Source organism: Myxococcus xanthus, from assembly GCF_013116825.1.
Lineage (GTDB): Bacteria > Myxococcota > Myxococcia > Myxococcales > Myxococcaceae > Myxococcus > Myxococcus xanthus_B.
Genome location: NZ_JABFNS010000130.1, coordinates 1 through 26,654, shown reverse-complemented (window position 1 = coordinate 26,654; position 26,654 = coordinate 1). Strand labels below are relative to the sequence as shown.

The 26,654-nt window shown below is 67.4% G+C and carries 22 protein-coding genes, 1 tRNA gene and 1 pseudogene; all 24 read right to left on the bottom strand.

All coding sequences use genetic code 11. From position 1 onward, the window contains the following. Positions 1–709 (bottom strand): annotated as a pseudogene (locus HNV26_RS29695) (hypothetical protein); the annotation flags it as partial. Positions 710–870: 161 nt separating this feature from the next. After that, complete coding sequence (locus HNV26_RS29690) at positions 871–4,695, bottom strand: serine/threonine-protein kinase (RefSeq protein ID WP_171444185.1); 3,825 nt, start codon at positions 4,693–4,695, stop codon at positions 871–873. Between the two features lie 15 nt (positions 4,696–4,710). Next, positions 4,711–6,567 carry an OPT family oligopeptide transporter gene (locus HNV26_RS29685; protein ID WP_253817189.1) on the bottom strand — a complete coding sequence of 619 codons (1,857 nt, stop codon included), beginning with the start codon at positions 6,565–6,567 and terminating at the stop codon, positions 4,711–4,713. Between the two features lie 16 nt (positions 6,568–6,583). Next, on the bottom strand, positions 6,584–7,048 hold the full coding sequence (locus tag HNV26_RS29680; RefSeq protein WP_366817054.1) for a hypothetical protein: 465 nt from the start codon (positions 7,046–7,048) through the stop codon (positions 6,584–6,586). A 36-nt stretch (positions 7,049–7,084) separates the two neighbouring features. Beyond that, entirely contained in the window at positions 7,085–8,107 is a 1,023-nt protein-coding gene (locus HNV26_RS29675) for a carbohydrate kinase family protein (protein ID WP_171444183.1), read from the bottom strand. Continuing rightward, the gene (recO, locus tag HNV26_RS29670; protein WP_171444182.1) at positions 8,104–8,838 is read right to left on the bottom strand and encodes a DNA repair protein RecO; all 735 of its coding nucleotides are present in this window, start codon (positions 8,836–8,838) and stop codon (positions 8,104–8,106) included. Before recO ends, HNV26_RS29675 begins: the two co-directional genes overlap by 4 nt. A gap of 9 nt (positions 8,839–8,847) precedes the next feature. Then, positions 8,848–9,234 (bottom strand): helix-turn-helix domain-containing protein, encoded by a 387-nt coding sequence (locus tag HNV26_RS29665; protein ID WP_011553135.1) that lies wholly within the window; start codon positions 9,232–9,234, stop codon positions 8,848–8,850. A gap of 22 nt (positions 9,235–9,256) precedes the next feature. Then, positions 9,257–10,018: a social motility TPR repeat lipoprotein Tgl gene (tgl, locus tag HNV26_RS29660; protein WP_171444181.1), complete on the bottom strand. Its 762-nt coding sequence runs from the start codon at positions 10,016–10,018 to the stop codon at positions 9,257–9,259. Positions 10,019–10,055: 37 nt separating this feature from the next. After that, positions 10,056–10,523, bottom strand: a complete 468-nt coding sequence (locus tag HNV26_RS29655; RefSeq protein ID WP_171444180.1) for a social motility and stimulation tgl protein — start codon at positions 10,521–10,523, stop codon at positions 10,056–10,058. Between the two features lie 32 nt (positions 10,524–10,555). Next, positions 10,556–11,245: a hypothetical protein gene (locus tag HNV26_RS29650; RefSeq protein ID WP_216612841.1), complete on the bottom strand. Its 690-nt coding sequence runs from the start codon at positions 11,243–11,245 to the stop codon at positions 10,556–10,558. 129 nt (positions 11,246–11,374) lie between these two features. Beyond that, on the bottom strand, positions 11,375–12,115 hold the full coding sequence (locus HNV26_RS29645) for a lytic transglycosylase domain-containing protein (RefSeq protein ID WP_171444178.1): 741 nt from the start codon (positions 12,113–12,115) through the stop codon (positions 11,375–11,377). Next, entirely contained in the window at positions 12,112–12,462 is a 351-nt protein-coding gene (locus HNV26_RS29640; RefSeq protein WP_171444177.1) for a phasin family protein, read from the bottom strand. Before HNV26_RS29640 ends, HNV26_RS29645 begins: the two co-directional genes overlap by 4 nt. A 172-nt stretch (positions 12,463–12,634) precedes the next feature. Beyond that, entirely contained in the window at positions 12,635–13,162 is a 528-nt protein-coding gene (locus HNV26_RS29635; RefSeq protein WP_090494973.1) for a hypothetical protein, read from the bottom strand. Positions 13,163–13,372: 210 nt separating this feature from the next. Beyond that, complete coding sequence (gene rpoC / locus HNV26_RS29630) at positions 13,373–17,584, bottom strand: DNA-directed RNA polymerase subunit beta' (protein WP_171444176.1); 4,212 nt, start codon at positions 17,582–17,584, stop codon at positions 13,373–13,375. A gap of 134 nt (positions 17,585–17,718) precedes the next feature. After that, a complete protein-coding gene (rpoB, locus tag HNV26_RS29625; protein ID WP_171444175.1) occupies positions 17,719–21,945 on the bottom strand; it encodes a DNA-directed RNA polymerase subunit beta in 4,227 nt (1,408 codons plus the stop codon). A gap of 177 nt (positions 21,946–22,122) precedes the next feature. Beyond that, entirely contained in the window at positions 22,123–22,491 is a 369-nt protein-coding gene (gene rplL, locus HNV26_RS29620; protein WP_011553126.1) for a 50S ribosomal protein L7/L12, read from the bottom strand. Positions 22,492–22,594: 103 nt separating this feature from the next. Beyond that, on the bottom strand, positions 22,595–23,116 hold the full coding sequence (gene rplJ, locus HNV26_RS29615; protein WP_090494980.1) for a 50S ribosomal protein L10: 522 nt from the start codon (positions 23,114–23,116) through the stop codon (positions 22,595–22,597). A gap of 396 nt (positions 23,117–23,512) precedes the next feature. Beyond that, positions 23,513–24,226, bottom strand: coding sequence for a 50S ribosomal protein L1 (gene rplA / locus HNV26_RS29610; RefSeq protein WP_171444174.1), 714 nt, complete (start codon positions 24,224–24,226; stop codon positions 23,513–23,515). A 36-nt stretch (positions 24,227–24,262) separates the two neighbouring features. Next, positions 24,263–24,709 carry a 50S ribosomal protein L11 gene (gene rplK, locus HNV26_RS29605; RefSeq protein ID WP_171444173.1) on the bottom strand — a complete coding sequence of 149 codons (447 nt, stop codon included), beginning with the start codon at positions 24,707–24,709 and terminating at the stop codon, positions 24,263–24,265. A gap of 146 nt (positions 24,710–24,855) precedes the next feature. Further along, positions 24,856–25,398: a transcription termination/antitermination protein NusG gene (nusG, locus tag HNV26_RS29600; RefSeq protein ID WP_090494984.1), complete on the bottom strand. Its 543-nt coding sequence runs from the start codon at positions 25,396–25,398 to the stop codon at positions 24,856–24,858. Further along, on the bottom strand, positions 25,398–25,841 hold the full coding sequence (gene secE / locus HNV26_RS29595) for a preprotein translocase subunit SecE (protein WP_171444172.1): 444 nt from the start codon (positions 25,839–25,841) through the stop codon (positions 25,398–25,400). The genes nusG and secE overlap by 1 nt, the downstream gene beginning before the upstream one ends. A gap of 100 nt (positions 25,842–25,941) precedes the next feature. Beyond that, positions 25,942–26,017 (bottom strand) — tRNA-Trp (locus HNV26_RS29590). A gap of 23 nt (positions 26,018–26,040) precedes the next feature. Next, positions 26,041–26,205 carry a 50S ribosomal protein L33 gene (rpmG, locus tag HNV26_RS29585; RefSeq protein WP_011553120.1) on the bottom strand — a complete coding sequence of 55 codons (165 nt, stop codon included), beginning with the start codon at positions 26,203–26,205 and terminating at the stop codon, positions 26,041–26,043. A 99-nt stretch (positions 26,206–26,304) separates the two neighbouring features. Next, positions 26,305–26,654, bottom strand: a 350-nt coding sequence (locus tag HNV26_RS29580) for an EF-Tu C-terminal domain-related protein (RefSeq protein WP_495525094.1), incomplete at its 5' end; no start/stop codon positions are given.

Here is a 26,654-nt window from a genome sequence, read left to right as displayed (position 1 = left end):
AGTGTGTATAAGAGACAGGCGTGCAGACTCCAATACCATCCGGCGTCCAACCGCAGTCACGCTGCGCTCCTGATTCGCCCAGGAGACAGTTCCCGAAGCTGGCAACCGCATTGCCCGTGCTGGGGACGTGTGCGGCCGGGCGCGTCTTCGCATCCAACGTGTAGATGTTGGGTCCCGACACGTCGAACTGATGCTCGCCGCGCATGGACAGCTCCACGCGCCGTCCCTCCGCGTTGTTGCGCGCCAGCACACAGGCGGAGACACGCTCCAGGCAGCTCTGGGTCGGCGGGAAGTCGGCCCAAGCCGGGCAGAGCCCCGCCTGTCCAAGCCATTTCCGGACGCCGGGGCTGGGCTCCCTCGGGTCGTAGTAGGCAATCTCCTGTCCGGCCGTCAGCGCGCAGCCCACCAGGTACTCCATGAACCGCTGCGCATTGGGGTCGTACAGCCGTCGGCGCGTGTTCTCGTCGCCCTGCGTGGGGTGGAACAGCTGCCCAAGCGCCGAGGTCCCCAGCAACTGGTTGGAGTCGGCGTTGGTGGAGATGGCGTTGAGCACCAGCGCCTGCGTCGTGAGCGAGTTGGCGATGCGAATCTCCGACGCCAGCGCCCCTACCGCGGGCGTCTCCTCTTCAAGAGGCCCGGTTCCGCAGCCCGACAGGGCGAAAAACACGAGCGAGGAAACCGCCAACAGGCGAGGCGAACCGAGGGCCATGAGACGTCCTCCAAGAACGACGGAAGGAAGGAGAGCTGCTTCCCAGCAAGCATGTGCCGAGCCAGCCTGGGAGGTTGTATGCGGTGCCATGAGAGCAGATCTCCACGCAGCATTCGTGTAGCGATTCACGTCACACCGCCGCCGGACAGTGACATTTCCCGCTACACGTCGAAAAAGGCAACCCGCAGCGACTCCAGGCGGGCTCGCCACAGGGGGGCGCCCTCCTCCACCGCGCGTTCGGCCCGGACCAACCAGGTGCGCGCCTCGTCGGCGCGTCCCGCCTGGAGCGCGCCGCGGGCAGCCTGGAGGAGAATCTCCGCCTTCTCATCCGCCGAAGCCAGGGTGTCCGCGTCGTCCGCCAGGGACCGCCACGCCTCCCGCGCCGAGCCGCCGCCCCGTGCGTCCTGGACCTGTAGCTCCACCAGCCTCCGCATGACAGCGGTGGGCGGCAGCGATTCGGGCGGACAGTGGGAGTCAATCCACCGGAGCTGCCGCGCCGCCTCCTCCAGGTCGCCCAGCGCGGCGGCCATGCGCGCGAGTAGCAACGCATCCACCGGGACGGGGTGCTCACGGAAGAAGCGCACGCCCAGCTCATGAACACGCCGGGCCAGCGGCAGCGCCTCCTCCAGACGGCCTTGCATGTAGAGCACCTCGGCGAGGTTGAAGGTGGACCAGCGCTCCACTTGCGCATGGCCCAGCTCCCGGCCCAGCGCCATCGCGCGGCGTAGGTCCTCTTCCATCCGAGCCACATTCCCCAGGCGCAACCACAGCAGCACCCGGTTGATGAGCGTAGCGGCCCGGTGCAGCGCGTCCCCGGCCTGCTCGCAGCGCAGCAGCGCCATGTCGAAGCGGGTCGCGGCTTCGTCGGTCCGGTCCAGGAACGTGAGCGCCGAGCCCAGCAGCGCGAGCGATACCACGAGCGTCTCGTGGTCTTTCGCCCGCTCCGCGCCGTCCACCACGCCGGAAAGAACACGCACGGCGGCGCCCCACTCCCCCAGCCGGACGTGGAGCCGGCCCCGGGCCAGCGAGCAGCGCAGGGACAGGCGAGGCTCATCCAGCCGCTCGATGCGTTCCAGCGCCTCACGTGTACAGGCCGACGAGCCCTCCACGTCCTCCATCCAGTCGCGGGCGGTGGCTTCCTCCAGCAGCAACTCCACCTGCCGGGCCTCGTCGCCGCGGGCCACGGCCAGGGCCCGCGCCGCGCCCAGGTCCGCCAACCCCTCCCGGAAGCGCTGAAGCCGGTGACGGACGCGCCCACGCCCCGACAACGCCAGGGCCCGGCGCTCCACATCTCCCTCCGGCAACAACGCGAGCGCGCGCGTGTAGTGCTGCTCCGCCTCGACGGACAGGTGCGCGCGGCGCGCGGACTCCGCGAGCGAGAGGAACGCGGTGATGGCCTCCGCATGAGCGCCACAGGCCGCGGCATGGTGGGCCCAGCGACGGCGCTCGGCCATCCCCTCCCGGGGCGTGGCCCGCAGTGCCGCGGCGTGGAGGACGCGACGTGAGGACGCCGGCAACAACGCCTCCAGCGCCTCGCGCAGCAAGGGGTGACGGAAGGCGAAGTGGCCCGGAGCCGTGGGCCGCAACAGCCCCGAGCGCGCAAGCCGCTGGAGTCCGGCTCCCGCGTCGAGCGACGTCACCCGCACCATCTCCTCGCTCGGCTCCAGGTGTCGCAGGGCGGCATCCACGCGGGACACCTCCACTTCCGTGCCCAGCACCGCGCATAGCCGCGCCAGGATTCGGTGTGCCGCGGGGAGCCCGGCCAATGCCCGCGCGGCGAGTCGCTCGAAGAGCGGCGTCACGGAGACGTCCAGCAACGCGTCCGGCGCGATGTACCACCCGCCGCCTGGAGACGCCCGCAAGGCCCCCGCTGCCCGCAGCGCGCCCGCGAGCTCCACCAACGACAAGGGGACGCCCTGCGCCAGCTGTTCCAAGCGCGCCAGCACCGGCTCGGGGACGTGCTCGGCGGGGCGCAGCAGATGCAGCAGCAGGGAACGGCTCGCCTCGGGCGTCAGCGGCGGCAGTGCGATTCGCGCGACGCGGGCGCTGCGCTCGCCCAGGTGCGGCCGCAACCCGAGCAACGCGGGCCTCGCAGCGACGCAGACCCAGAGCGGTGCACGAACCCCCGCCAAGGTGGCGACCTCCAGTGCATCCAGGCTGGTGGGGTCCGCCAGGTGCGCGTCGTCGACGAGCAACACGCAAGGGGCCGCCTGGGCCTGCCGCTGGAGTCCCTCGGCGAGGCAGCGCGCGGCGGCGTGTCGCTCATCCGCGAGTGGAAGCGTTGGTGCCTGGACGGCACCGGCCGGCTCAGCGGTGGCTCGCAGCGCGTCCAGCAGCGACGCCGAGGACGCGGCGTCCGGAGAAGGCGCGCGGAGCCGCACCACGAGGCACCGCCCCGCAGCCTCCAGCCGGGAGGACAGTGCCTCCAGGACACGGGATGTGCCGTGCCCCACCTCCCCCGTGAGGACGCACAACCCAGGGACCCCCTCCTCGATGCTGCGTGATGCCTCGGCCTCCAGCGCCGCCAGGACGGCATCGCGGCCCGACAGGGGCGGTACATCCGCGGAGGACGTGGCCGCGGCCCCGTCGTGCAATCGCAGGCGCGCGCCATCGGGCGAGTGCTCCGTGGCGCCCGGCCCCAACCTGGGCTCGGCGGAGGCAGTGACGCGCGCTTCTCCCAGGGCGAGGTCTTCCGGCCACCAGTCTCCCGCGGACTCCAAGGCAGGCCCCGCAACCCGCGTGGTCGTGGCACCCGGAAGAACGAGCAGCCGCGACAGGTGCAGGACGGTGGCGGCCTTGCCGTCCTCCATCAGCTTGCGCGCCACCAGTGCGCCTGCGCGAAGGTTGGCCTCGGCGGACAGGGACTCGGAGAACGCGACCAGATAGCCCCGTGCGCTGGCGCGCGCGAGCGTGCCGCCCTGAGGCTCGAAGGTCAGCCGAAGCACGTCGACAGGTATGTCCGCGCGGACGCCCAGCAGCGCGACCCACCGCTCGCCGGCCCCCAGCCCGGACGACGTGGGCACCGAGGCGGGCGCGCCGTCCGGCGGAGCCATGGACAGGGACTGGGTACACGCGGCATCGAAAGCGGCGAGCACATCCGAAGCCCGCGAGAAACGTTCGGAGGGCGCCTTCGCCAGACACCGCGACAGCACCGCGTCGAGCGCCGTCGGCGCGGGCGCGCGCTCCGACACCCGGGCGGGGCGGAGGCTGACGTGCCCGTGGCGAATCTCCTCGGCGCCGCCGATGAAAGGCGGCGCGCCAGTGAGCAACTCGTACAGGAGGACGCCCAGCGCGTAGACATCCGCGGCGGCCCCGGCCTCGCGCGCGTCCAGACACTGCTCAGGTGCCATGTAATACGGCGTGCCCAGCCGCTGCCCCACGAGCGTCAGGCCCTCGGACTCCGGGCTCTCTCCGTCGTCAGGTGCGTCCAGGAAGCGCGCGAGCCCGAGGTCCAGCAGGCTGAGCGCCCCACCCTCACGCAGGAAGATGTTCTCCGGCTTGAGGTCGCGGTGGGCCACGCCCGCGGAATGGACGCGCTCCAAGGCCGCACAGAGGCCCCTGAGCAGTTCGCGCACGCGGGGCACGGACGCCGCACCCGAGCCCGGCAACGCCGCCATCCACGCGGCGAGCGTCTGGCCATGAAGCCGCTCCATGACGAGGAACGGCCGCCCGCGGACAACCCCCGAGTGGTGGAGCGTGGGCGTCGTCGGCGCGCCGATGCGGCGGAGCGCGGCGGCCTCCCGGGCGAAGCGGTCGCGGTGAGGCGGCCGCCCGACCTTGAGCGCGACCTCACGGCCATCCTCCTCGCGGTAGGCGGTGAAGACGTGCGAGAAGCCGCCTGAACCCAGCAAGGCCGCGGGGCTCAGACCTGGCACGTCCGGGAACGGAAAGGGCTCGGCGTCAGGGCCAGGCGGCGAAGCGCGCTGGCCATGCACGGGACACACCGCGCCGGTGGCGAGACGGCGGTGGCAGACCGGACAGCGCATGGGGTGAGGCGAACGTTACCAGAGCGCCTGGCTCAGGACGATGACAACCCCCATCACCCCTTCGCCCGCGATGAGGCCGGCGGCCAGCGTCACCACCCGTCCCTCCTGTGCCCCTGGATTCGCCCTGCGAGCCAGGGCCGCCGCCACCCCGCCCAGGAAGAAGCCCAGCGCGGTGGACGCCGGCAACAGACAGGCCAGGCCCATGCCCAGAGGCGACGGCACCCAGTGTCGCACCCGTTCGGGGAGCAGTCGCTCCGCCAGTGTGAGGACAGCGGCGGCGAGCGCGGCCCAACCGAGCGCCGCGCGCGTGCCCGGCTCCAACCCCGAGAGGCCCGAAGCCAACACCTGGGCGATGCTGGCGGTGACCGTGGCTGCGGGCGCGGGGAAGCGCTCGCCCCCCAGCGCCGAACGGTCCGGCACCAACAGGAAGAACAGCGGCACCACCGCGGCGGCCCCCACCGCGCACCCCAGGAGCTGCGCCAGGAACACGCGGCGGGGATGGGCCCCCAGCAGGTGTCCCGTCTTCGCGTCACTGAGGAGGTCCGCCGCGGACGACGCCGCGTTGACGGTGATGCCCGCGGTGGCGAGGTTCGCCTCCACGTTGCGCGGCAGCAGCACGCCATAGGTCATCTGCGTCACCTGCCCCAGCGGGCCCACGGGCGTGACATCCGTCTCCCCCGTGACGCGGCAGGCGATGAGGCACAGCACGAATGACAACGCCACCGCGAGCGCGGCGTGTGGCAGCGGAACGCCAAAGCCCACCTTGGCCACGGCGAGCGTGGCGGGCGTCAACACGACCAGGCCCGCCAGCAGCCAGCGTCCCGGCACCTGAAGCGCGTCCACCGGATGGGGCGCAACGGAAGGACGTTTGAAGAGTCCCTTCAGTGCGCGCCCCAGGACGCGGCCCTCCAGCGCGAAGTGCAACAACGACGCGGTGGTGAGCGCCGCCGTCCCGGGCCAGAGACTCCAGGCGAGGAAGTCTCCATCTGGAAGCAGCAGCCCCGAAGCGAACGCGCGCGGTGCCACGACTCCGTGAATGAGCAGCGCGCCCAGGAACCAGGACGCCGTGAGCCGCAGTCCCAGCAGCGCGCCCGCGCCCAGCGGAAGCAGACTCATCTCGAAGCCGAAGCCCAGGCGCTCCAGCGACATCCCGCTCAGCATTCCGGGGAAGGGAATCACATAGGGAAGGCGGCCCAGCCCGTCCCGCACCAGGGTGACGAGCGCGGCGATACCTCCGCCCAGGCCCAGCATCGACAACCGCGGACGGGACGACGCGCCCGCGGTGTGAAGCGCACGGATGGTCGCCGCCGCGGCGGTACCCGTGGCGAACGGAAGCTGCTCATGGTCCACCAGCTTGCGCTTGAGGGGCACCGCGAAGAGTACGCCCAGCGCGGACAGGAGGAAGGTCCACGCGAGCAACGCCCACGCGGGGGGATGACTGCCCGTCGTGAGCAACCAAGCGCCCTGAACGGATACCAGGGCGCCGCCCGTCGCATAGCCCGCGGACGACGCCACGGCCTGCGCGGAGCACGTCTCCAGCGGCGAAAGCGGAGCACCCGCGACGCCCGGCGCCACGCGCCGCATCGCTCCGTGTGCCGTGTGCGCGAGCAACGCGGCGGTGATGGCCACGGGAAAGGCCACGGCCATCTTCAAGCCCGCGTAGAGGTTGGTCGCGCAGGTGACGGCACCAATGCCACTTCCGAGCAGCACCGCCCGCAGGGTGAGCTGCGGCACCCGGTCCCCCTGGAAGACCTCGCGCAGCCAGAAGGTGTCCAGGGCCTCGGGGGAATCCCCTGGGATTCGCAGCAGCGTCAGCGGCGCCTGCGCCGGTGTCACTTCCTCGGAGGCAGCTTGGGGGACGGGGTGAGACATGGGCCGTTCCATCTTTTCATTCCGAGGCCATCGGGGACGAGCCCCCTTCCCCGTTCGCCACCACGGGACGCAGGCGCTGCACGCCCAGCATCAGGAGGTACCGGTCGGCGACACCGGGCAGGTAGCGCTCCAGGTGGAGCCCATCGGGACGGAATCCCAGTTCGGCCAGGAAGCGGAACACGCGATGGGCGGCCTGGTCATCACGGGCGGAGCACTCCAGCGTCGCGAACAGGGTCTGCGCCATCTCCTGCCGCCGGCTCCCGGGAGGCAGCCGCCTGCGGGGTTTGATGCGAAATCCCACCTCGCCCAGGAGCCGCCCGTCCACCACGTCGAGCGTGCGAACGTACCCACGCGTCAGCACGGGGATGCCGCGGCGCTCGAGTTCCTTCTTCCACACCGGCACCGCGGCGCGGAACGCCAGGAGCCCGGGGGGAGCAGTGACGGGGAACCACGCGAGCACGGACGGGTCAACCGTGCTCACGATATCGTCGGACGCGACGACACCACCGTCACAGCGCTATGCGCGGGACCTGTCCGGACGCGACGGCATGACCTGAGCCAGCACTTCCGCCCGGGGAAGCCCATCCACCGCACCGAGCTTCTCCACGACACGGGACCCGACCTCACACGCGAACGTGGCCAGCGCCACCAACTCCTCCCCGGTTGCATCACGCAGCGCCTCAGCGCCGCCGAACCAGCGCACCAGCCCCTGCAGCAGGCCCGCGACGAAACCATCGCCAGCGCCGGTGGTGTCGACGACGCGCGTCTGCGGCGCCGCGACGTGGATGCGCTCCCCCTTCCACTGCAGCAGCGCGCCACGCTCGCCCAGCGTCACCACGGGCAGCGGCACGCCCATCGCGGCCAGTCGCGCCAGCGCTTCGTGGGGCACCTCCGTCCCCGTGACGAAGCCAATCTCCTCCTCGGAGAGCTTCACCACGGTGCACAGCGGCAGCATCCGCGCCAGCAGGCCCTTCAGGAGAGAGGTGTTCTCCCACGCATGCAGCCGCAAGTTGGGGTCACAGCTCACGATGAGCCCCGCGTCGCGCGCCAGCCCCAGCATCCGCACCGCGGCCTCCTGCGCCTCCGGCCACTGGAGCGAGTTGGAGCCACAGTGCACGGCCTTCGCCCCTGACAGGAACGCAGCGTCGACATCCGTCTGTCCCAGCAGGAACTCAGCGGAGCGTGTCCGGAAGAAGGTGAAGCTGCGCTCGCCCTTCCCATCCAGGGAGATGAACACCAGCCCGGTGCGAGCCTCCGCCGTCTGCCGCAGGTGACTCACGTCCACGCCTTCCGCCGCCAATCGCTCGCGAAGGAAGTGCCCGAACTCATCCGCGCCCACCACGCCCAGCATGGCCGGACGCAGCCCCAACCGGGCCAGCCCCACCGCGACATTCGCCGGCGAGCCACCGGGGCACGGATGCCACGCGGGTACGTCGCGCACGCGATGCCCTGACGCCGCCGGGAGGAAGTCCACCAACGTCTCGCCAAAGCACACGACATCCAGCGGCGGCATGAGCCCCTCGCTTCCGAACTTCGTCAATCCAGGCCCACCTGGGCCATGAAGTCCACGCTCTTGAGGCGGCGACCCAGGTGATGGGCAATGAAGACGTTGAGCAGGCCGCGAGCACGCGCGCGCAGTTCCGGCGGCAGCGGCGTGCGCGCCCCGTCCTGGAGCGCGCGCAGGCCCGACAGCAACGCCACCGGCACCGCCACGGACTCGCGAGCACGGACTCCACACGGCTCACACACCGCGCCGCCATGGGCCTGGTCGAACCGAGGCCGCTCGCCCGGAGCGCCGCCACACAGCGAGCACGAATCAAACCGAGGCATCAACCCCGCGTGCGCCAGCGCGGACAGCTCGAAAGCCAAGAGCGACGTGGGCCCGGCCTCCTTCGCATCCAGTCGCGCCAGGTACGACTCTAGCAGGGCGAACAGCTCCGGCTGCGGCTCATGGTCCCTCGTCAGCTCGCGGCACAGCTCCACCGCGTACAAGGCCCGGGCAATCAGGGACAGGTCCTCGCGCGCCGCATAGAAGCCCGCGACGATGTCCGTGCCGTCCAGCCGCACCGTGCTGCCGCGCGTCTCCACGATGTGCACGCGAAGCCGCATGAACGGCTCCAGCGCGCCTGCGAAGCGCCGCTTGCTCTTGCGTGCGCCCGCGGCGAAGGCCGTCAGCTTCCCATGCTCCCGCGTCAGCAAGGTGACGAGCCGGTCGGACTCGCCATAGTCCACCGAGGACAGCACGAGCGCATCGTCGTCGTATCGCTCCATGGAGATGCGTCAACGCGCGAGCGGATTGGGAAGCTTTCCGCTCAGCACCAGGAACAGGTACACGCCCAGGAGCAGGGCCGCCAGCAGCACGGACAGCCCCACGTAGGCCCGCTTGCGCCGCTCCTGCTCCAACTGCACGGGAGATGGCGCCGGGACGGACTTGTCCACCTCCTCGTAGCGCAGCACGGCCTCTTCCGGAGACATGCCGATGACCTGCGCGTACGCGCGGATGTAGTTCACCACGAAGATGCGCGAGGGCAGCCGTTCCACCTGACCGGCCTCGAGCGCGGTGATGAGCGTGGGAGGAATCTTGGTCTCCCGCGCGACGTCGTCACGCGAGAGCCCTCGGAGCTCTCGCTGCTGGCTCAGGTATTTGCCGAAATCGACGTGGTCCACGGGTCCCCAGATACCCAACGCGCTAGAGCTTTTCCAGCAGCCTCCGGCAGTCATCCTTCAGCACCTGTTCACCAGCTTTCGCCTTGGTCTCACAGGTGGCGAAGGCTGCCTTCGCCGCATCGACCTGCCCCAGCTTCGCCTGGCAGACGCCCTCACGCATGTACGCTTCCGCCACGTCCGGGCAATTCTCGCGGTAGTGGGTGAACTGGCGGCACGCCTCGGAGGTGCGCCCCGTCTCATCGTAGATGAGGCCCAGGTTCTTGTAGCCCAAACAGAAGTTGGGGTTGGTCGTCACCGCGGCCTTGATGCTCTCCACCGCGCGGTCCGGCTCGCCCTTCTTGTAGTACGCCCACCCCAGGTTTCCCTGGGCGATGAAGGGCGTCGGGTAGAGCATGTCGTTGAGGACCCGCTCATAGAGCTTGATGGCGTCGTCGTAGCGGCCCTGGTCCAGGTGAACGTTGGCGAGGTTGGTGCGTGCCTCGGAGAAGTCGGGGCGAACCTCCAGCGCCTTCGTGTAGTGCTTGATGGCCTCGTCGGGGCGGCGAAACGCCAGGTGCAGCAGGATGCCCATGGCGTTGTTCGCGTCGGGGTAGTCCGGGTCGTTCTTCAGCGACACCTGCAGCTCGCGCAGCGCCTCCTGGAGCTCGCCGGCCTGCTGGGCCTGCAACGCCAGGTCGTAGTGAATCTCGGCGCTCCGCTTCTCCTTCTCCGTGGGCGTGTGGGAGCAACCGGAAGACACCAGCAGCAGCGCGAGCGAACAGGACGCGGTGGAAAGGCGGAACATGGGGAGCGGCTCTCGACGAGGGTGAGGGGGCGGTGACTCAGAAGGCGGCCAGGAAGCGGCCCAGGGTGGTGGTGACGTTCTTCTTCCCCTCGGCGCGCGCCACCACGGCGGGCACGAGCGTCGGGTCCTTGAAGAACACCGGCAACGTCTTGAGCTGCTCGTCCTGCTGCTCGGGGGCCATCGCGCGCCAGTTGGCGTCGTCCATCATGAACCCGAGCGACTCCACGAAGGCCAGCGCGTCCCCCTCGTCTTCGCGGTACTCATCCGCTGACACGTTGCGCCGGCCGGACAGGTACACCGCGCAGTCCGCGGCCTCCGCCAGGTACAGGTACACGAAGACAGCCGCGGTCCCCTGCCCTCCCCGGAGGCCCACGACAAAGGCCTGCGCCGGGCCGGCCTGCTTGCCCGGAATGGCCACGTGCGGCGTGTTGAGGGAGGTATGCAGCGCCAGGATTTGTTCCCGCGTGGCGGGCAGCCCACGGTAGCGCTCGTCGAGGTTGAACACGGTTGTCTCCGTTACCCGAAGCCCCACACCCGTCAGCGCGTGGTGAGGGTGAACTCCTGCGTCGCATCCTGCGTGTCCGCCGCCGTCTTCTGGAAGCGGAGGATGGGATTGTCGATCATCACGTTCCCGCCGCCCTCGTTGCCCTCGCCAATAATGACCCGAAACACGTGGGCAGGCGAACTGCTGCGCGCATCCCCGGCGTTTCCCTTCCGGGCGATGAACGTCACCTTGTTCGCCCCCGGCCGCAGGTTGCGGGTGATGTCCACCACCACCTGGTCCTCGTTGCCTCGCAGCTTGCGCAGCCACGTGGAATTGATGAACACGTCGATGTCGTACCCCGTCATCCCCGGAACCGTCTGCTCCGTCACCAGCCAGTAGCGCTGGGTGAGGCGCCCGGGGGCCGTGGGCGCGCCAGGCGCCTGCTGCGCCGCGGGAGGTGCGTTCGCGGCGGGGGCGGCCGGCCCCGGGGTTGCGGGCGCCGGTACCTGGGGTGACGCGGCGGGGGCCGGAGGCGTCACCGCCGTCACGCGGGCCGCGTAGCCCGGCGCGTCGATGTGCACGTTGCCGGCCTCGTCGATGCGGACGGTGGCCTTCTCGAACTTCTGGTTGGTGACGCCGTCAATCTTGACGCCGTTGAGGAAGACGGAGCCTGCGTGCGCCCCGAACGGGGCCAGGGCCAGGGCGGCGGCGAGCGCGGCGCTGGGGAACAGAGGGTTCTTCATGCGGGTCACTCCTGAGAATCTCCAACAGTCCCGGGCACTTGGAACGCTTAGCGCACTCGGCGGGACGGAACAAGGCGCGCATACACCCCGTTGGAGCGACCCAGCGGCCCGGAGATTCACCCCACCCACTCAGGGCATGGGCTCGGGAGGAACCTCGCGCTGCGCCAATGCCCAGTCACCGCCCAGGCCGTGGCCCTCACGGAAGCGCCGGAAGTCCCGGCGGACCGCGCGCGGATAGCGCCGGAAGCGCTCCAGTTCGCCCTGCTTGATGGCGTTGCGGATGCGGGTAGGACCGGCGTTGTAGGCCATCAGGGCCAGGTCCAGGTCCCCTCCGAAGCGCTCCTGTAACGAGCGCAGGTAACGGATGCCCAGCCGCACGCAGAGCGCGGTGTCCGCGGTCACTTCCTCGCGGGACAGGCGCAGTCCTTCCTTCTCCGCCAGGAAGTGCAGCGTGCTCGGTTTGATCTGCATCAACCCGCGCGCGCCCTTCACGGAGACGGCATCTTCCGTGAAGTCCGACTCCACGTCGATGATGGCCAGGATCAGCAGCGGATCATAAGCGAGCCGCCCTGCCTCCTCGGCGATGGCCTGGATGAGCTGCCGGCGCAGCGTCAGGCCCAGGTCCGGGGCCCGGCGCGCCAGCACCGCGTCGATGAGCGACGCCTCGGGGGAGACGACCTCCGCCGCCACGACGCCCGGGACGACGGGCTGCACCGGCCGCTCCTCCAGCAACGGCACCAGCCGCGCCGACACGACGAGCGCCGCCCCCGCGAGCAGCGGGAGCCGGGAACAACCCGAGCTGAGGGCGTGGAGACGTTCGAAGAGCCGCGTACCGAAAGACCTCCCGCCCGAGGGGGCGGGGGCTTTCACTTCCGGTGCTCCAGGGCCTGGATGCGCTCGGCCAGCTTGTCCAGCCGGGCTCCAAACGCCGCCAGCTCCTCGCGGCGGGGCAGCTTCATCTTCGTCAGGGCCTGGCGCACCCGCTCTTCCACGTTGTGCTCCAGGTCCTTGCGGTGGCCCACCAGCCGGTCACTGAACTCCCGGGCCTGGCGCTTCACCTCGTCCTGGCTCCAACCCGCCACCGCGGCCACGCGCTGCACGGCCCGTGAGGCTTCTTCCTCGGCCGTGTTCACCGCCAGCAGGGCCTGGCTCCAGAGACGCTCGAACGTCTCCGTCACGGAGTGCTTCTCTCGGGGGGCCTCGGGCTTGTTGTCCATGGGGTCTCTCCGGGAGGTGTACAGGCCAGACGTTCAGGCCCGACCCGGTCGGGGAACGGCCGAAATAAGCACACCCCCGACGTGAAGGGAACGACGGCGATGTGCCTCCCCCTTCTCTTTCGCACTCCGAGAAAGGGAGAGGCCACACTGCTTGTCGGGATTCGACGGGACTTCAGGCGCGCGGCGAGGATGCGGGGCTGCTCGCGGGCTTCGCGCCGTTCACCCGACGGACGGGCTTCAGCAGCGAGTCCACCTTGCGGGACAGCTTCGCCAGCTCCTTGTTGAGGTCCTTCAGCTGCGCCTGGCTGGCCACGCCCACGGCCTCGACGACGCGCGTCTGGATACCGTCAAAGCGCTTGCGCAGCTCGGTGCCCGCGGCGTCCACGCGCCGGCTCAGCTCGGTGCTGGCCTCGTTGGCCCGCTTGCTCAGCTCCTGCACGCGGGGGTCCGTCAGCAGCTCACCCGCCTGGAACTTCGCCCACAGCGCCTGGGCCTCCTTGGCGGCCTCCTGCCCACGGGACTCCAAGGTCTTCACGACCTTGCCCGCTTCGCCTTCCAGTTCCTCGATGCGCTTCTGCGCCTGGGAAATCTGGGCCTTCAGAAAGCTCTCCACATTCTGCGCCAGTCCGCTCTTCGCGGCGGCCTCGGAGCTCTGGACTTCGTTCTGCGTCGCCTCGGTCTCGGTCTTCGTCGTGGCCATACCGTCCTCCCCTATCCCGGCTTTCACCGGGCGGTAACCAGGTGCGTCACTCCAACGTTCAACAGCTAACGCAGCGCGCCATAAGCGTCAAGCCAACGACGCGCCCATAACGCGATTAGCCATAAACAAAGGAAAACCGCCGCCCCAGAGAAAGCTCTGGAAGCGGCGGTTGTCTTCAAGCGAACGCTTTGAGGACGGCTGAGGCGCGGCTCAGGCCGCGCCGGTCGTCTGGGTGCCTACCGGGCGGGAAGACTCGCCCAGGGGGCCGGTGTCGCCGTGAGTGGCGGCCAGGGCGGCCTCCATCTCGTTGACCTCGTCGGTGGGGCTCTCCACCGCGATGTCCAGGTGCTTGTAGTTCGGCAGACCCGTGCCGGCGGGGATGAGCCGGCCCATGATGACGTTCTCCTTGAGGCCGCGCAGGTAGTCCACCTTGCCGTTGATGGCGGCCTCGGTGAGCACCTTGGTGGTCTCCTGGAAGGACGACGCGGAGATGAAGGACTCGGTGGAGAGCGAGGCCTTGGTGATGCCGAGCAGCAGCGGCTCGCCAACGGCGGGACGCTTGCCTTCCGACATGACCTTCTCGTTCTCCTCCTCGAACACCCACTTCTCGACCTGCTCGTCGACCAGGAAGTTGGTGTCGCCCACATCGGTGACGCGCACGCGGCGGAGCATCTGCCGCACGATGGTCTCGATGTGCTTGTCGTTGATCTTCACGCCCTGCAGTCGGTAGACCTCCTGCACTTCGTCCACTAGGTAGCGCGCGAGTTCCTTCTCGCCGAGCACCTTGAGGATGTCGTGCGGGTTGGCCGAGCCGTCCATCATCGCCTCGCCGGCCTTCACGCGGTCGCCGGAGTGGACGCTGATGTTCTTGCCCTTGGAGATCAGATACTCCTTGGCCAGGTCCGTGCGCTGCTCGCCGTTCACCTCGGGGGTGATGATGAGCTTGCGCTTGCCCTTGGTGTCCTTGCCGAACGACACCACGCCGTCGATCTCCGCGATCGCCGCCGCGTCCTTCGGCTTGCGCGCCTCGAAGAGCTCGGCCACGCGGGGCAGACCGCCCGTGATGTCCTTGGTCTTCGTCGTCTCACGCGGCACCTTGGCGATGACCTCGCCCGGGTGGATCTCATCGCCGTCGTTGACGGTGATGATGGAGCCCTGCGGCAGGAAGTAGCTCGCCGGGTTGCGGGAGCTGGGCAGGTCCATCATGTTGCCGTTGGCATCGCGGATGGTGACGCGCGGACGCGCCTCCGGGTCCTTGGACTCGATGACCGTCTTACGCGACAGACCGGTCACCTCGTCCAGCGCCTCGGACATCGTCACGCCTTCGATGATGTCCTCGTAGCGCACGACACCGCCGACCTCGGTCAGCAGCGGAATCGCGAACGGGTCCCACTCCGCCATGAGGACGCCCGGCTCGATGCGCTGGCCTTCCTTCACGAGGATGCGGGCACCGTAGATGACCTGGTAACGCTCGCGCTCGCGGCCCGAGTCGTCCACGACGACGATTTCGCCGTTGCGGTTCATGGCCACCAGCGTGCCGTCCGTCTTCTGCACGGTGACGAGGCCCGCGAACTTCACGCTACCCGCGTAGCGGTTCTCCAGGCTGGACTGCTCCGCGCGCCGCGTCGCCGCACCACCGATGTGGAAGGTACGCATCGTGAGCTGGGTACCCGGCTCACCAATGGACTGCGCCGCGATGACGCCGACCGCCTCACCCACGGACACCTTGCGGCCGCGGGCCAGGTCACGGCCGTAGCACTCCACGCAGATGCCGCGCTTGGCCTGGCAGGTGAGCACCGAGCGGATCTTCACCTTGTCCATGCCGCTGTTCTCGATGCGGCGGACGCGGTCCTCGTCGATCTCCTCGTTCGCGCGCACCAGCACCTCGCCCGTCACCGGGTCGAGGATGTCATCCAGGGCCACGCGGCCCAGGATGCGCTCGCCGAGCGGCTCGATGATCTCGCCGCCCTCCACCAGGGCGCCGATGAACAGGCCGTCCATGGTGCCGCAGTCGTACTCGTTGATGATGGCGTCCTGCGCCACGTCCACGAGACGGCGGGTGAGGTAACCGGAGTTGGCCGTCTTGAGCGCCGTGTCCGCCAGCCCCTTACGGGCGCCGTGCGTGGAGATGAAGTACTGCAGCACGGAGAGGCCTTCACGGAAGTTGGCCGTGATGGGCGTCTCGATGATTTCGCCGGAGGGCTTCGCCATCAGGCCGCGCATACCCGCCAGCTGACGGATCTGCTGGGCGCTACCACGCGCGCCCGAGTCGGCCATGATGTAGATGGGGTTGAAGGACGGCTGCTTGCGCGTCTCGCGCTTGCCGTCGCGGTCCCCGGTGGTCTCCTCCTGGGAGATCTGCTGCATCATCTCCTGGGCGACCTTCTCGGTGATCTCCGCCCAGATATCGATGACCTTGTTGTAGCGCTCGCCGTCGGTGATGAGGCCCTCGAGGTACTGGTTCTCGATCTCCGACACTTCCTTGCGCGCGAAGTCCAGGAACTCCTGCTTCTTCGCAGGGATGATCATGTCCTTGAGCGCGATGGAGATACCGGCGCGGGTGGCGTTGTAGTAGCCGAGGCTGCGCACGCGGTCCGCGAGCAGCACCGTCTCCTTCTCACCCGTGAGGCGGTAGCAGAGGTCGATGAGGCCGCCGAGCGACTTCTTGTCGAGCACCTTGTTGATGGCGTCGAAGCCCACCGCGCGCGGGACGACCTCCCACAGGAGGACGCGGCCGACGGTGGTCTCCTTGCGCTTGCCGTCGATGCGGCAGACGATCTTCGCCTGGAGGTGCACCTCGCCGTGGTCGTACGCGGCACGCACCTCGTCGGGCGAGGCGAACACGCGGCCCTCGCCGCCGGCGAACTCGCGGGCGCGGGTCATGTAGTAGATGCCGAGCACCATGTCCTGCGTCGGGACGATGATGGGCTTGCCGTTCGCGGGGCTGAGGATGTTGTTCGTCGACATCATCAGCACGCGGGCCTCCATCTGAGCCTCGATGGAGAGCGGCACGTGCACGGCCATCTGGTCGCCGTCGAAGTCGGCGTTGAAGGCGGCGCACACCAGCGGGTGCAGCTGGATGGCCTTGCCTTCAATCAGCACGGGCTCGAAGGCCTGCATGCCCAGACGGTGCAGCGTGGGGGCGCGGTTGAGGAGCACCGGGTGCTCGCGGATGACGTCCTCGAGGATGTCCCAGACCTCGGGACGCTCCTTCTCCACCATCTTCTTCGCGGACTTGATGGTGGTGACGTAACCCTTCTCTTCGAGCTTGTTGTAGATGAACGGCTTGAAGAGCTCGAGCGCCATGATCTTCGGCAGACCGCACTGGTGCAGGCGCAGCTCGGGGCCCACCACGATGACGGAGCGGCCCGAGTAGTCCACGCGCTTGCCGAGCAGGTTCTGGCGGAACCGGCCCTGCTTGCCCTTGAGCATGTCGGACAGCGACTTCAGCGGGCGCTTGTTGGGGCCCGTGATGGTCTTCCCGCGGCGGCCGTTGTCGAACAGCGCGTCCACGGCCTCCTGCAGCATCCGCTTCTCGTTGCGGATGATGATGTCCGGAGCGTTCAGCTCCTGGAGGCGCTTCAGACGGTTGTTGCGGTTGATGACGCGGCGGTACAGGTCGTTCAGGTCGGAGGTCGCGAAGCGGCCACCGTCCAGGGGAACGAGCGGGCGCAGGTCCGGCGGAATCACCGGAATCACGTCCAGCATCATCCACTCCGGCTTGTTGCCGGAGACACGGAACGCCTCGGCCACCTTCAGGCGCTTGGCGTACTTCTTCCGCTTCGCCTCGCTGGTGGTCTCGCGCATGTCCTTGCGCAGCTCTTCGGACAGCTTCTCCACGTCCAACGACTTGAGCATCTCGCGGACGGCCTCGCCGCCCATGCCCGTGGTGAAGGAGTCCTCACCGTGCTCCTGGTAGAGCCGGTGCATCTTGTCCTCGCTGATGAGCTCGCCCTTCTGCAGCGGCGTCGCCTTCGGATCGAGGACGATGTAGCTCTCGCAGTAGAGGACCTTCTCCAGCTCCTTCAGCGTGATGTCGAGCAGGTTGCCGATGCGGCTCGGCAGCGACTTGAGGAACCAGATGTGGGCCACCGGCGTGGCCAGGGTGATGTGGCCCAGGCGCTCACGGCGCACCTTGGACTGGATGACCTCCACGCCGCACTTCTCGCACACCACGCCGCGGTGCTTCATGCGCTTGTACTTGCCGCAGTTGCACTCGTAGTCCTTCACCGGCCCGAAGATGCGGGCGCAGAAGAGCCCGTCCCGCTCCGGCTTGAACGTGCGGTAGTTGATCGTCTCCGGCTTCTTCACCTCGCCATGGGACCACTGGCGAATCTTGTCGGGCGACGCCAGGGCGATGCGGATGGCGTTGAACGACAGCGGGTCCTTCGGCTTCTCGAAGAAGTTGAAAATGTCCTTCACGTTGCCTCCGAAATCTCGTTGGGCGCCCTCCTCCACCAGGAGGGCCGCCATCTGATTCGGGCCCCCGCCCCGTTCCGGCCGCGCCCGCCCCTATCGGGACGGCGGGCGGCCGGTCAGGCGGGCGCTCCGTGCAATCAGGCCTCGGTTCCCGTCTTGCGCTCCTCGCCGTCACCACCGCCGAGGAAGTCGCCTCCGAAGCTGCGCTGCCGCTCCGGCGGGGCGCTCTCCAGCAGCTCCACGTCGAGCGCGAGTGACTGGAGTTCCTTGAGGAGCACGTTGAACGACTCGGGCAGACCGCTCTCCAGGACGTTGTCGCCCTTGACGATGGCCTCGTACATGCGCGTGCGGCCCACCACGTCGTCCGACTTGACGGTGAGGAACTCCTGCAGCGTGTACGCCGCGCCATAGGCCTCCATCGCCCAGACTTCCATCTCGCCCAGACGCTGACCGCCGAACTGCGCCTTGCCGCCCAGGGGCTGCTGCGTGACGAGCGAGTAGGGCCCGATGGAGCGGGCGTGGATCTTCTCGTCCACCAGGTGGTGCAGCTTCAGCATGTACATGACGCCCACGGTGACGTTCTGGTCGAACGGCTCACCGGTGCGCCCGTCGAAGAGCACCATCTGGCCCGTGCGGGGCAGCTGCGCCTCGTCCAGCAGGGCGTGGATCTCCGTCTCCTGTGCGCCGTCGAAGACGGGCGTGGCGACGTGGATGCCCCGCTTGGAGCGGAGGCACAGCTGCTTGATCTCCTCGTCGTCGAGCTTGTCGAGGAACTCGCCGAACGCCGGGTCGCTGTAGATGACCTTGAGGCGCTCCTTGATGGCGTCCGAGCTCCAGTTGGCCTCGACGTAGCGCTGCAGCGCTTCGCCGGTGCCCTTGGCGGCCCAGCCCAGGTGCGTCTCGAGGATCTGCCCGATGTTCATGCGCGAGGGCACGCCCAGCGGGTTGAGGACGATGTCCACCGGACGCCCGTCCTCCAGGTACGGCATGTCCTCCTCGGGGAGGATGCGGGACACGACGCCCTTGTTTCCGTGGCGGCCGGCCATCTTGTCGCCCACGGCCAGCTTGCGCTTGATGGCGACGTACACCTTCACCATCTTGATGACGCCCGGCGGCAGCTCGTCGCCCTTCTTGATGCGGGCAATCTTCTCGCCGAAGGCCAGCTTCACGGCCTCCTTCGTCTCCTCCAGGTTGCGGAGGATGTCGCGCAGGCGCGAGTCCAGCGGGTCGCCGACGGAGATCTCACCCCAGTACTTGTAGGGCACCGTGGACAGCAGCTCGTCGTCGAGGATGTCCCCCTTCTTCAGGAGGATCTTCCCCTTGTCGTCCACGAGCTTGCCCTGGACCTCCTTGGTGCGCACCAGACCGCGGATGCGGCCGAACGCGCTGTCCTGGAGGACCTTGATCTCGTCGTTCTGGTCCTTGAGGAGCTTCGCCTCCTCCATGGACTCGATCTGCTTGGCGCGCTCGTCCTTCTCCACGCCCTTGCGGCTGAACACCTTGGCGTTGATGACGGTGCCCACCACGCCCGGCGGGACGCGCAGCGAGCTGTCACGCACGTCGCCGGCCTTCTCGCCGAAGATGGCGCGCAGCAGCTTCTCTTCGGGAGACAGCTGCGTCTCGCCCTTCGGGGTGATCTTGCCCACCAGCACATCGCCGGGCTTCACCTCGGCGCCGATGCGGATGATGCCGCTCTCGTCGAGGTCCTTGAGGGCCTCCTCACCCACGTTCGGGATGTCGCGGGTGATCTCCTCCTTGCCCAGCTTGGTGTCGCGCGCGATGCACTCGAACTCCTCGATGTGGATCGACGTGAAGACGTCGTCCTTGAGGATGCGCTCGCTGATGAGGATGGAGTCCTCGAAGTTGTAGCCCTGCCACGGCATGAACGCGACGACCACGTTCTGGCCCAGCGCCAGCTCGCCCGTCTCGGTGGCCGGACCGTCGGCGATGACGTCACCCTTCTTCACCCGGTCGCCCTTGCTGATGATGGGCTTCTGGTTGAGGCAGGTGTTCTGGTTGGAGCGCTGGTACTTGAGCAGGTTGTAGATGTCGACCTCGCTCGTGACATCGCTCAGCGAGGCCGGCACGTCCGCCTTCACCACGATGCGGCCGGCGTCCACGCTCTCCACGATGCCGTCGCGCCGGGCCACGCAGGTGACGCCGGAGTCGCGGGCGACGATGGACTCGATGCCCGTGCCCACCAGCGGCGCCGCGGTGCGCAGCAGCGGAACGGCCTGGCGCTGCATGTTGGAGCCCATGAGCGCGCGGTTGGCGTCGTCGTTCTCCAGGAACGGGATGAGCGACGCGGCCACCGACACCAGCTGCTTCGGGGACACGTCCATCAGGTCCACGTCCTCGGCGCGAGCCTGGACGAACTCACCACCGCGGCGGCTGGACACCAGCGCGTTGGCGAACTTGCCCTTCTTGTCCGTCTCCGCGTTCGCCTGGGCGATCGTGTGCTTCTCCTCCTCGAGGGCGGAGTAGAAGGCCACGTCGGTCGTCACCACGCCCGCCTCGACCTTGCGGTACGGCGTCTCGACGAAGCCGAACTCATTGACGCGCGCGTAGGTGGACAGCGACGCGATGAGGCCGATGTTCGGACCTTCCGGCGTCTCGATGGGGCAGATGCGGCCGTAGTGCGTCGGGTGCACGTCGCGCACCTCGAAGCCCGCGCGCTCGCGGGTGAGGCCGCCGGGCCCGAGCGCCGACAGGCGCCGCTTGTGGGTGACCTCGGACAGGGGGTTCGTCTGGTCCATGAACTGCGACAGCTGGCTGGACCCGAAGAACTCCTTGATGACCGCCGTGACGGGCTTGGCGTTGATGAGATCGTGCGGCATGAGCGTCTCGATCTCCTGGAGGCTCATGCGCTCCTTGATCGCCCGCTCCATGCGCACCAGACCGATGCGGTACTGGTTCTCCAGCAGCTCGCCCACCGCGCGGACGCGGCGGTTGCCCAGGTGGTCGATGTCGTCGATGGTCCCCTTGCCGTTCTTCAGATCGATCAGGTAGCGGATCACCTCGAGGATGTCCCGCTTGGTGAGGATCTGCCCGTCGAGCGGCTCCTCGAGGCCGAACTTGAAGTTCAGCTTGAGGCGGCCGACCTTGGAGAGGTCGTAGCGCTCCGGGTTGAAGAACAGGTTGGTGAACAGGTTGATGGCCGTCTCCGGCGTCGGCGGATCGCCAGGACGCAGGCGGCGGTAGATCTCCATGATGGACTGCTCGGGGGTCTCGAGCTTGTCCAGCATCAACGTCTCACGCAGGTACGGGCCCACGTTGAGGTTGTCGATGAAGAGGACCTTGAACTCCTTGATGCCGTGCTTGAGGAGCTCGTCGACCTTCTCCTGGGTGACTTCCTCGTTGCACTCGAGGAGCACCACGCCGTTGGTCTCTTCGACCACGTCGTAGGCGGACACCTTGGTGAAGAGCTCGTCCGCATCGATCGGGAGCGTCTTCATCTTCGCCGCTTCGAGCTTCTTGATGGCGGCGCGGGTGAACTTGCGGTTCTTCTTGACGATCAGCTCGCCCGTCTTGGCCTTGATGTCGCGGGTCGCGCGCTGACCAGGCAGCAGCTCGAGCTCCACGCTCTTCTCGAACTCCTCCGCGCTGTGGAGGTAGATCGTCTCCGTCGCGTAGTAGTAGTTGAGGATCTCCTCGGTGGAGCCCTTGAACTCCAGCGGGTTCTTCTTCGCGGTGTCCGGGACGGCGCCGAGCGCGCGGATGAGCACCGTGGCCGGCAGCTTGCGGCGGCGGTCGATGCGCACGTACAGCAGGTCCTTGTGGTCGAACTCGAAGTCGATCCACGAACCGCGGTAGGGAATGATGCGGGCGTTGTAGAGCAGCTTGCCAGACGAGTGGCTCTTGCCCTTGTCGTGGTCGAAGAAAGCGCCCGGGCTTCGGTGCAGTTGGCTGACGACGACGCGCTCGGTACCGTTGATGATGAAGGTGCCGTTCTGGGTCATCAGCGGAATTTCGCCGAAGTAGACCTCCTGCTCCTTCACGTCGCGGATGGACTGGGCGCCGGTCTCCTCGTCCTTGTCCCACACGACCAGGCGCACAACGACCTTGATGGGCGCCGAATACGTCATGCCACGCTGGTGGCACTCATCCACGTCGTACTTCGGGCGCTCCAGGTGGTAGCTCACGAACTCCAGCGAGGAGGTCTCGTTGAAGTCGCGGATGGGGAACACCGACTTGAAGACGCCCTGAAGACCGAGGTCCTCGCGCTTGTCGGCGGCAATGTCCGCCTGGAGGAACTTCTCGTAGGACTGCTTCTGGATGTTGATAAGATTGGGAATGTCGATGATCTTCGCGATCTTCGCGAAGGTCTTCCGCACGCGGAAATTGTTCTGGATCTGCGTCGGCATTCTGGCTCCGGGGACAACTGCTCGGGCGGGCAAACTTCAGTAACGCGCGGCGGCGCCGGGAAATTTGCAACGGTCAAATGGGCAAAGCCGGCGCCCCCACTCAGGGAGCGCCGGCCTGCACATCCGGTCAGGAGGCTGCCCGAAATTTCCCGGAAAACCGGACAGTCCCTGTAGAAACTACTTGATGTCGACGGTCGCACCAGCCGCAGTGAGCTGGTCCTTGATCTTCTTGGCGTCGTCCTTGTTGACGCCTTCCTTGACGTTCTTCGGAGCGCCCTCGACCAGGTCCTTGGCCTCCTTCAGGCCCAGGCCGGTGATCGCGCGGATCTCCTTGATGACGTTGATCTTGTTGGCGCCGGCGTTGGCCAGCACCACCGTGAACTCCGTCTTCTCCTCGACAGGAGCGGCGGCGGCGGCCGGGCCCGCGGCAACGGCCACGGCGGCGGCGGAGACGCCCCACTTGCTCTCGAGCTGCTTCACGAGCTCGGCCGCCTCGAGGACGGTCAGGGAGGAGAGCTGGTCAACAATCGCGTTCAGGTCAGCCATTGAAATGTGTCCTTCTGGTTTCGACTAACGGCCAACTCCCCCTTTGGAGAGTTCCGGCCGGAGAGGTTGCGGTAGAAAAACTTCTCGAACAGATGAGGGCTTCTCAGCCCTGCGCCTTGTCCGCGTTGGCCTGGACGACTCGGGCGAGCTGCGAACCCGGAGCCGCGATGGTCCGAACCAGCTTGCTCGCGGGCTGGCTGATGACGCCCAGCAGCTGCGCGCGAAGCTCGGGCAGACCCGGCAGCTTCGCCAGGGCCTTCACGCCGGCGACGTCGACCTTGCGGCCTTCGACGACGGCGGTGCGGATCTTGATCTTGTCCTCGATGTCCTTCGCGAACTCGACCAGGATCTTCGCGGGAGCCACCACGTCGCCGTAGCTGATGCACAGGGCCACGGGGCCCGTGAAGTCATCAGCGATGACCGACACGGACGTGCCCTGCGCGGCACGGCGCGCCAGCGTGTTCTTGATGACCTTGTACTCGACGTTGCCCTCGCGGAACTTCTTGCGGAGCTTGGTCACCGTCTCCACGTCCACCTTGGTGAACTCGGCGACGACGGCGGAGGTCGTCCTCGAGAACTTCTCGTGGAGCTCCTTGATCATCTCTTCCTTCTCGCTCTTCAGCACTTTGACTCACCTCCTTACTGGGCCCGCCTTTTCAGGACGGGCGTGATGCCTGGGCCAAAGTGGCAGAGCGAGAGGAGCCTCGAGAGGCACCACACCGCACCTCCAGTCTCGGCAGGGCTGACCTTGCGGTCGTTTGAACCAGGGGTCGAAGACACCGTCCGGCCGGTTGCCCGGCTGCCAACGGAACATGCATCCTCTCCGCCCAGGTCCCTGCTGTCATGAACCAGGTGTCGGGACGCCGCGCCTCACGACGTGGCGCCCCAATTGCAAAAGCCGGGGGCCTATACCCCCGGCTTCAGCAAAGATCCAGAACTTTCGAACCTGTGACGTCAGACAGAAGACAACCCTGCCTCAAAGTCAGGGCTGCGTCCCCCTGCCCGTGCGGCCGGACGGCGATTAGCCGTGGCGCATCTTGATCTCCATGGTGTCGAGCTTGATGCCCGGCCCCATGGAGGACGAGATGGCGATACCCTGAAGGTACACGCCCTTCGCGGCGGCCGGCTTCAGCTTCATCACCAGGTCCACCAGCGCGTTGAAGTTGGCCTCGAGCTTCTCGACCTCGAAGGAGGACTTGCCCAGCTTCGCGTGGACGATACCGGCCTTCTCGGCGCGGAAGTCGACCTTACCGCCCTTGGCGTCGCGAATGGCCTTCGCGACATCCATGGTCACCGTGCCGACCTTCGGGTTCGGCATCAGGCCACGGGGACCGAGCACCTTACCGAGGCGACCGACGACACCCATCATGTCCGGGGTGGCGATGACGGTGTCGAAATCGAGGAAGCCCTCCTCGATGCGCTTCTGGAGGTCCTCGGCGCCGACCACGTCCGCGCCGGCGTTGGTCGCGTCGGTGGCCTTCTCACCCTTGGCGAACACGGCCACGCGCACGGTGGCGCCGGTGCCGTGCGGGAGCACCACGGCGCCACGGACCATCTGGTCCGCGTGCTTCGGGTCCACGCCCAGGTTGATGGAGACGTCGACCGTCTGGTCGTACTTGGTGCCGCGAGCCTCCACCGTCTTCTTCAGGAGCTGAAAGCCCTCGGCGACGGCGTAGCGCTTGTCGCGGTCAACCAGAGCGGCGGCCGCACGGAACTTCTTCCCAGTCTTAGCCATGACAGAAATCCTTGTCGTGAGTGGGTGCGCGGCGGCCTAGCCGACGACGTCGATGCCCATGGAGCGTGCGGTGCCAGCAATGGTGCTCATGCAGGCCTCGAGCGACGCGGCGGTGGTGTCCTGGATCTTCTTCTTCGCGATTTCCTCGAGCTGAGCGTGGGTGATCTGCCCGACCTTCTCCTTGCCCGGCTTCTTCGCGCCCGAACCCTTCTTCTTCTCCGTGTGGAGACCCGCGGCCTTCTTGATGAGGACGGCGGCGGGCGGGGTCTTCAGGATGAAGGTGAAGGAGCGGTCCGCATACACGGTGATGACCACCGGGATGATGAGACCTTCCTTGGCCTCCGCCTGGGTCTTCGCGTTGAACTGCTTGCAGAACTCCATGATGTTCACGCCCTGCTGACCGAGCGCGGGGCCGATCGGCGGAGCGGGGTTCGCCTTGCCGGCGGGGATCTGCAGCTTGACCTGACCTGTGATCTTCTTCATCGAACGACAACTGCCTTTCGAGTGGGTGGTGCGAGCGGGCTACCAGACGGGGAAGCCCTCCCACCCATGAGTCCGGCCCCAATACGGGGACCAGAAATGCGAACGCCGCGCACGCCATACAGGAGTGCACGGCGCGGCATCAACTGCTAGCCGGTGGTCTTCTCCACCTGCATGAAGTCCAGTTCCACCGGAGTAGCACGGCCGAAGATGCTGACCAGCACCTTCACCCTGCCCTTCTCCGCGTTGACCTCTTCCACCGTACCGTTGAAGTTCGCGAACGGGCCGTCGATGACGCGCACTGTGTCGCCGTCGTCGAACTGCACCTTGGGCTTCGGCTTGAGCGTGCCTTCGGAGATCTGCGACGTCAGCCGCGCCACTTCCTGGTCGGAGATGGGCAACGGATTCTGGTGCTGCGCCGTTCCCGGGAAACCGGTGATCTTCGGCGTGTTCTTCACCAGGTGGAGCGTCCGGTCGTTCAGCTCCATCTGCACGAAGATGTAGCCGGGGAAGAACTTGCGGCGAGAGGTCTTCTTCTCGCCCTTCACCATTTCGACGACCTGCTCCATCGGAATCAGGATTTCACCGAACTGGTCCTGAAGGCCTTCCAGACGGACCTTCTCTTCCAGGCTCTTCTTGGCCTGGTTCTCGAAGTTCGAGTAGGTGTGGACCACGTACCATTTCATCGCCATTACAGCTTCCCCCACATGGCCGGCAGCCACTCCACCATCAGGTTGTAGGCGGCGGTATCGATGCAGAAGAGGATGACGGCGGCCACCAGGGACGCCACGACGACGGCCATGGTCGACGCCTTGGTCTCCGACCAGGTGGGCCAGGTGACCTTCATCAACTCCGAAGCCACATCGATGGACAGCGCATGGGTGCGCGGGTGGACGTACGCCCCCACAGCCAATCCCACGGCCAGCACGTAGCTCACCAGGGTGGAGACCTTCCAGTCCAAGCCCTCGATGAGGACCGGGTCGCTCCAGCTGAATCGCGCCCACAGCAATCCGAGCAGACGCTCCAGGAAGAGGGCCAGGACGATGCCGACGAGAAGATAGAAGATGACCACGAGCCGCTTCGGATCCATCGCCGAGCGGTTAGCCTGCTGGCTGGCCTCTGATGCCGTCGCCATGGTGCCTCACGAGGTACTGCGGATGCGAATTCGCAAAACTACGCAAACACAGGAACCCCCGGCACCTCCAGGTACCGGGGGCCCCGCGACTACTGAGAGTTGGCAGGCCAGGAGGGATTCGAACCCCCAACACGCGGATTTGGAGACCGCTGCTCTACCGTTGGAGCTACTGGCCTAGAACCTTCCCTGAACTACCGACCTAGACCTTACCTTCCTTGTGGTCCTGATGCTTGCGGCAACGAGGACAGAACTTGCTCAGCTCGAGCTTATCCTGGCTCTTCCGCTTGTTCTTCGTGGTCGTGTAGTTCCGCTCCTTGCACACAGTGCACTCGAGCGAAATAATGGAACGATTGCCCTTCGGCATGACCTACCTCACCAGATACAAGAGGGGAAGGCCACCACAACGCAGCCCTCCCCTCGGAATCGGGACAGTGAGCCCGGCGGCCTTACGGCCGACCCGGCATTACTCGATGATTTCCGCCACGACGCCGGCGCCCACGGTACGGCCACCCTCGCGAACAGCGAAGCGCAGCTCCTTCTCCATGGCCACGGGGGTGATGAGCTCCACCTCGATGGCGATGTTATCGCCCGGCATCACCATTTCGACGTTCTCCGGCAGCTTCACCGAGCCCGTCACGTCCGTGGTGCGGAAGTAGAACTGCGGGCGGTAGCCCTTGAAGAACGGAGTGTGACGACCACCCTCTTCCTTCGACAGCACGTAGATCTGCGCCTTGAACTTGGTGTGCGGGGTGATGCTGCCCGGCTTGGCCAGCACCTGGCCGCGCTCCATGTCCTCGCGCTTCAGGCCGCGCA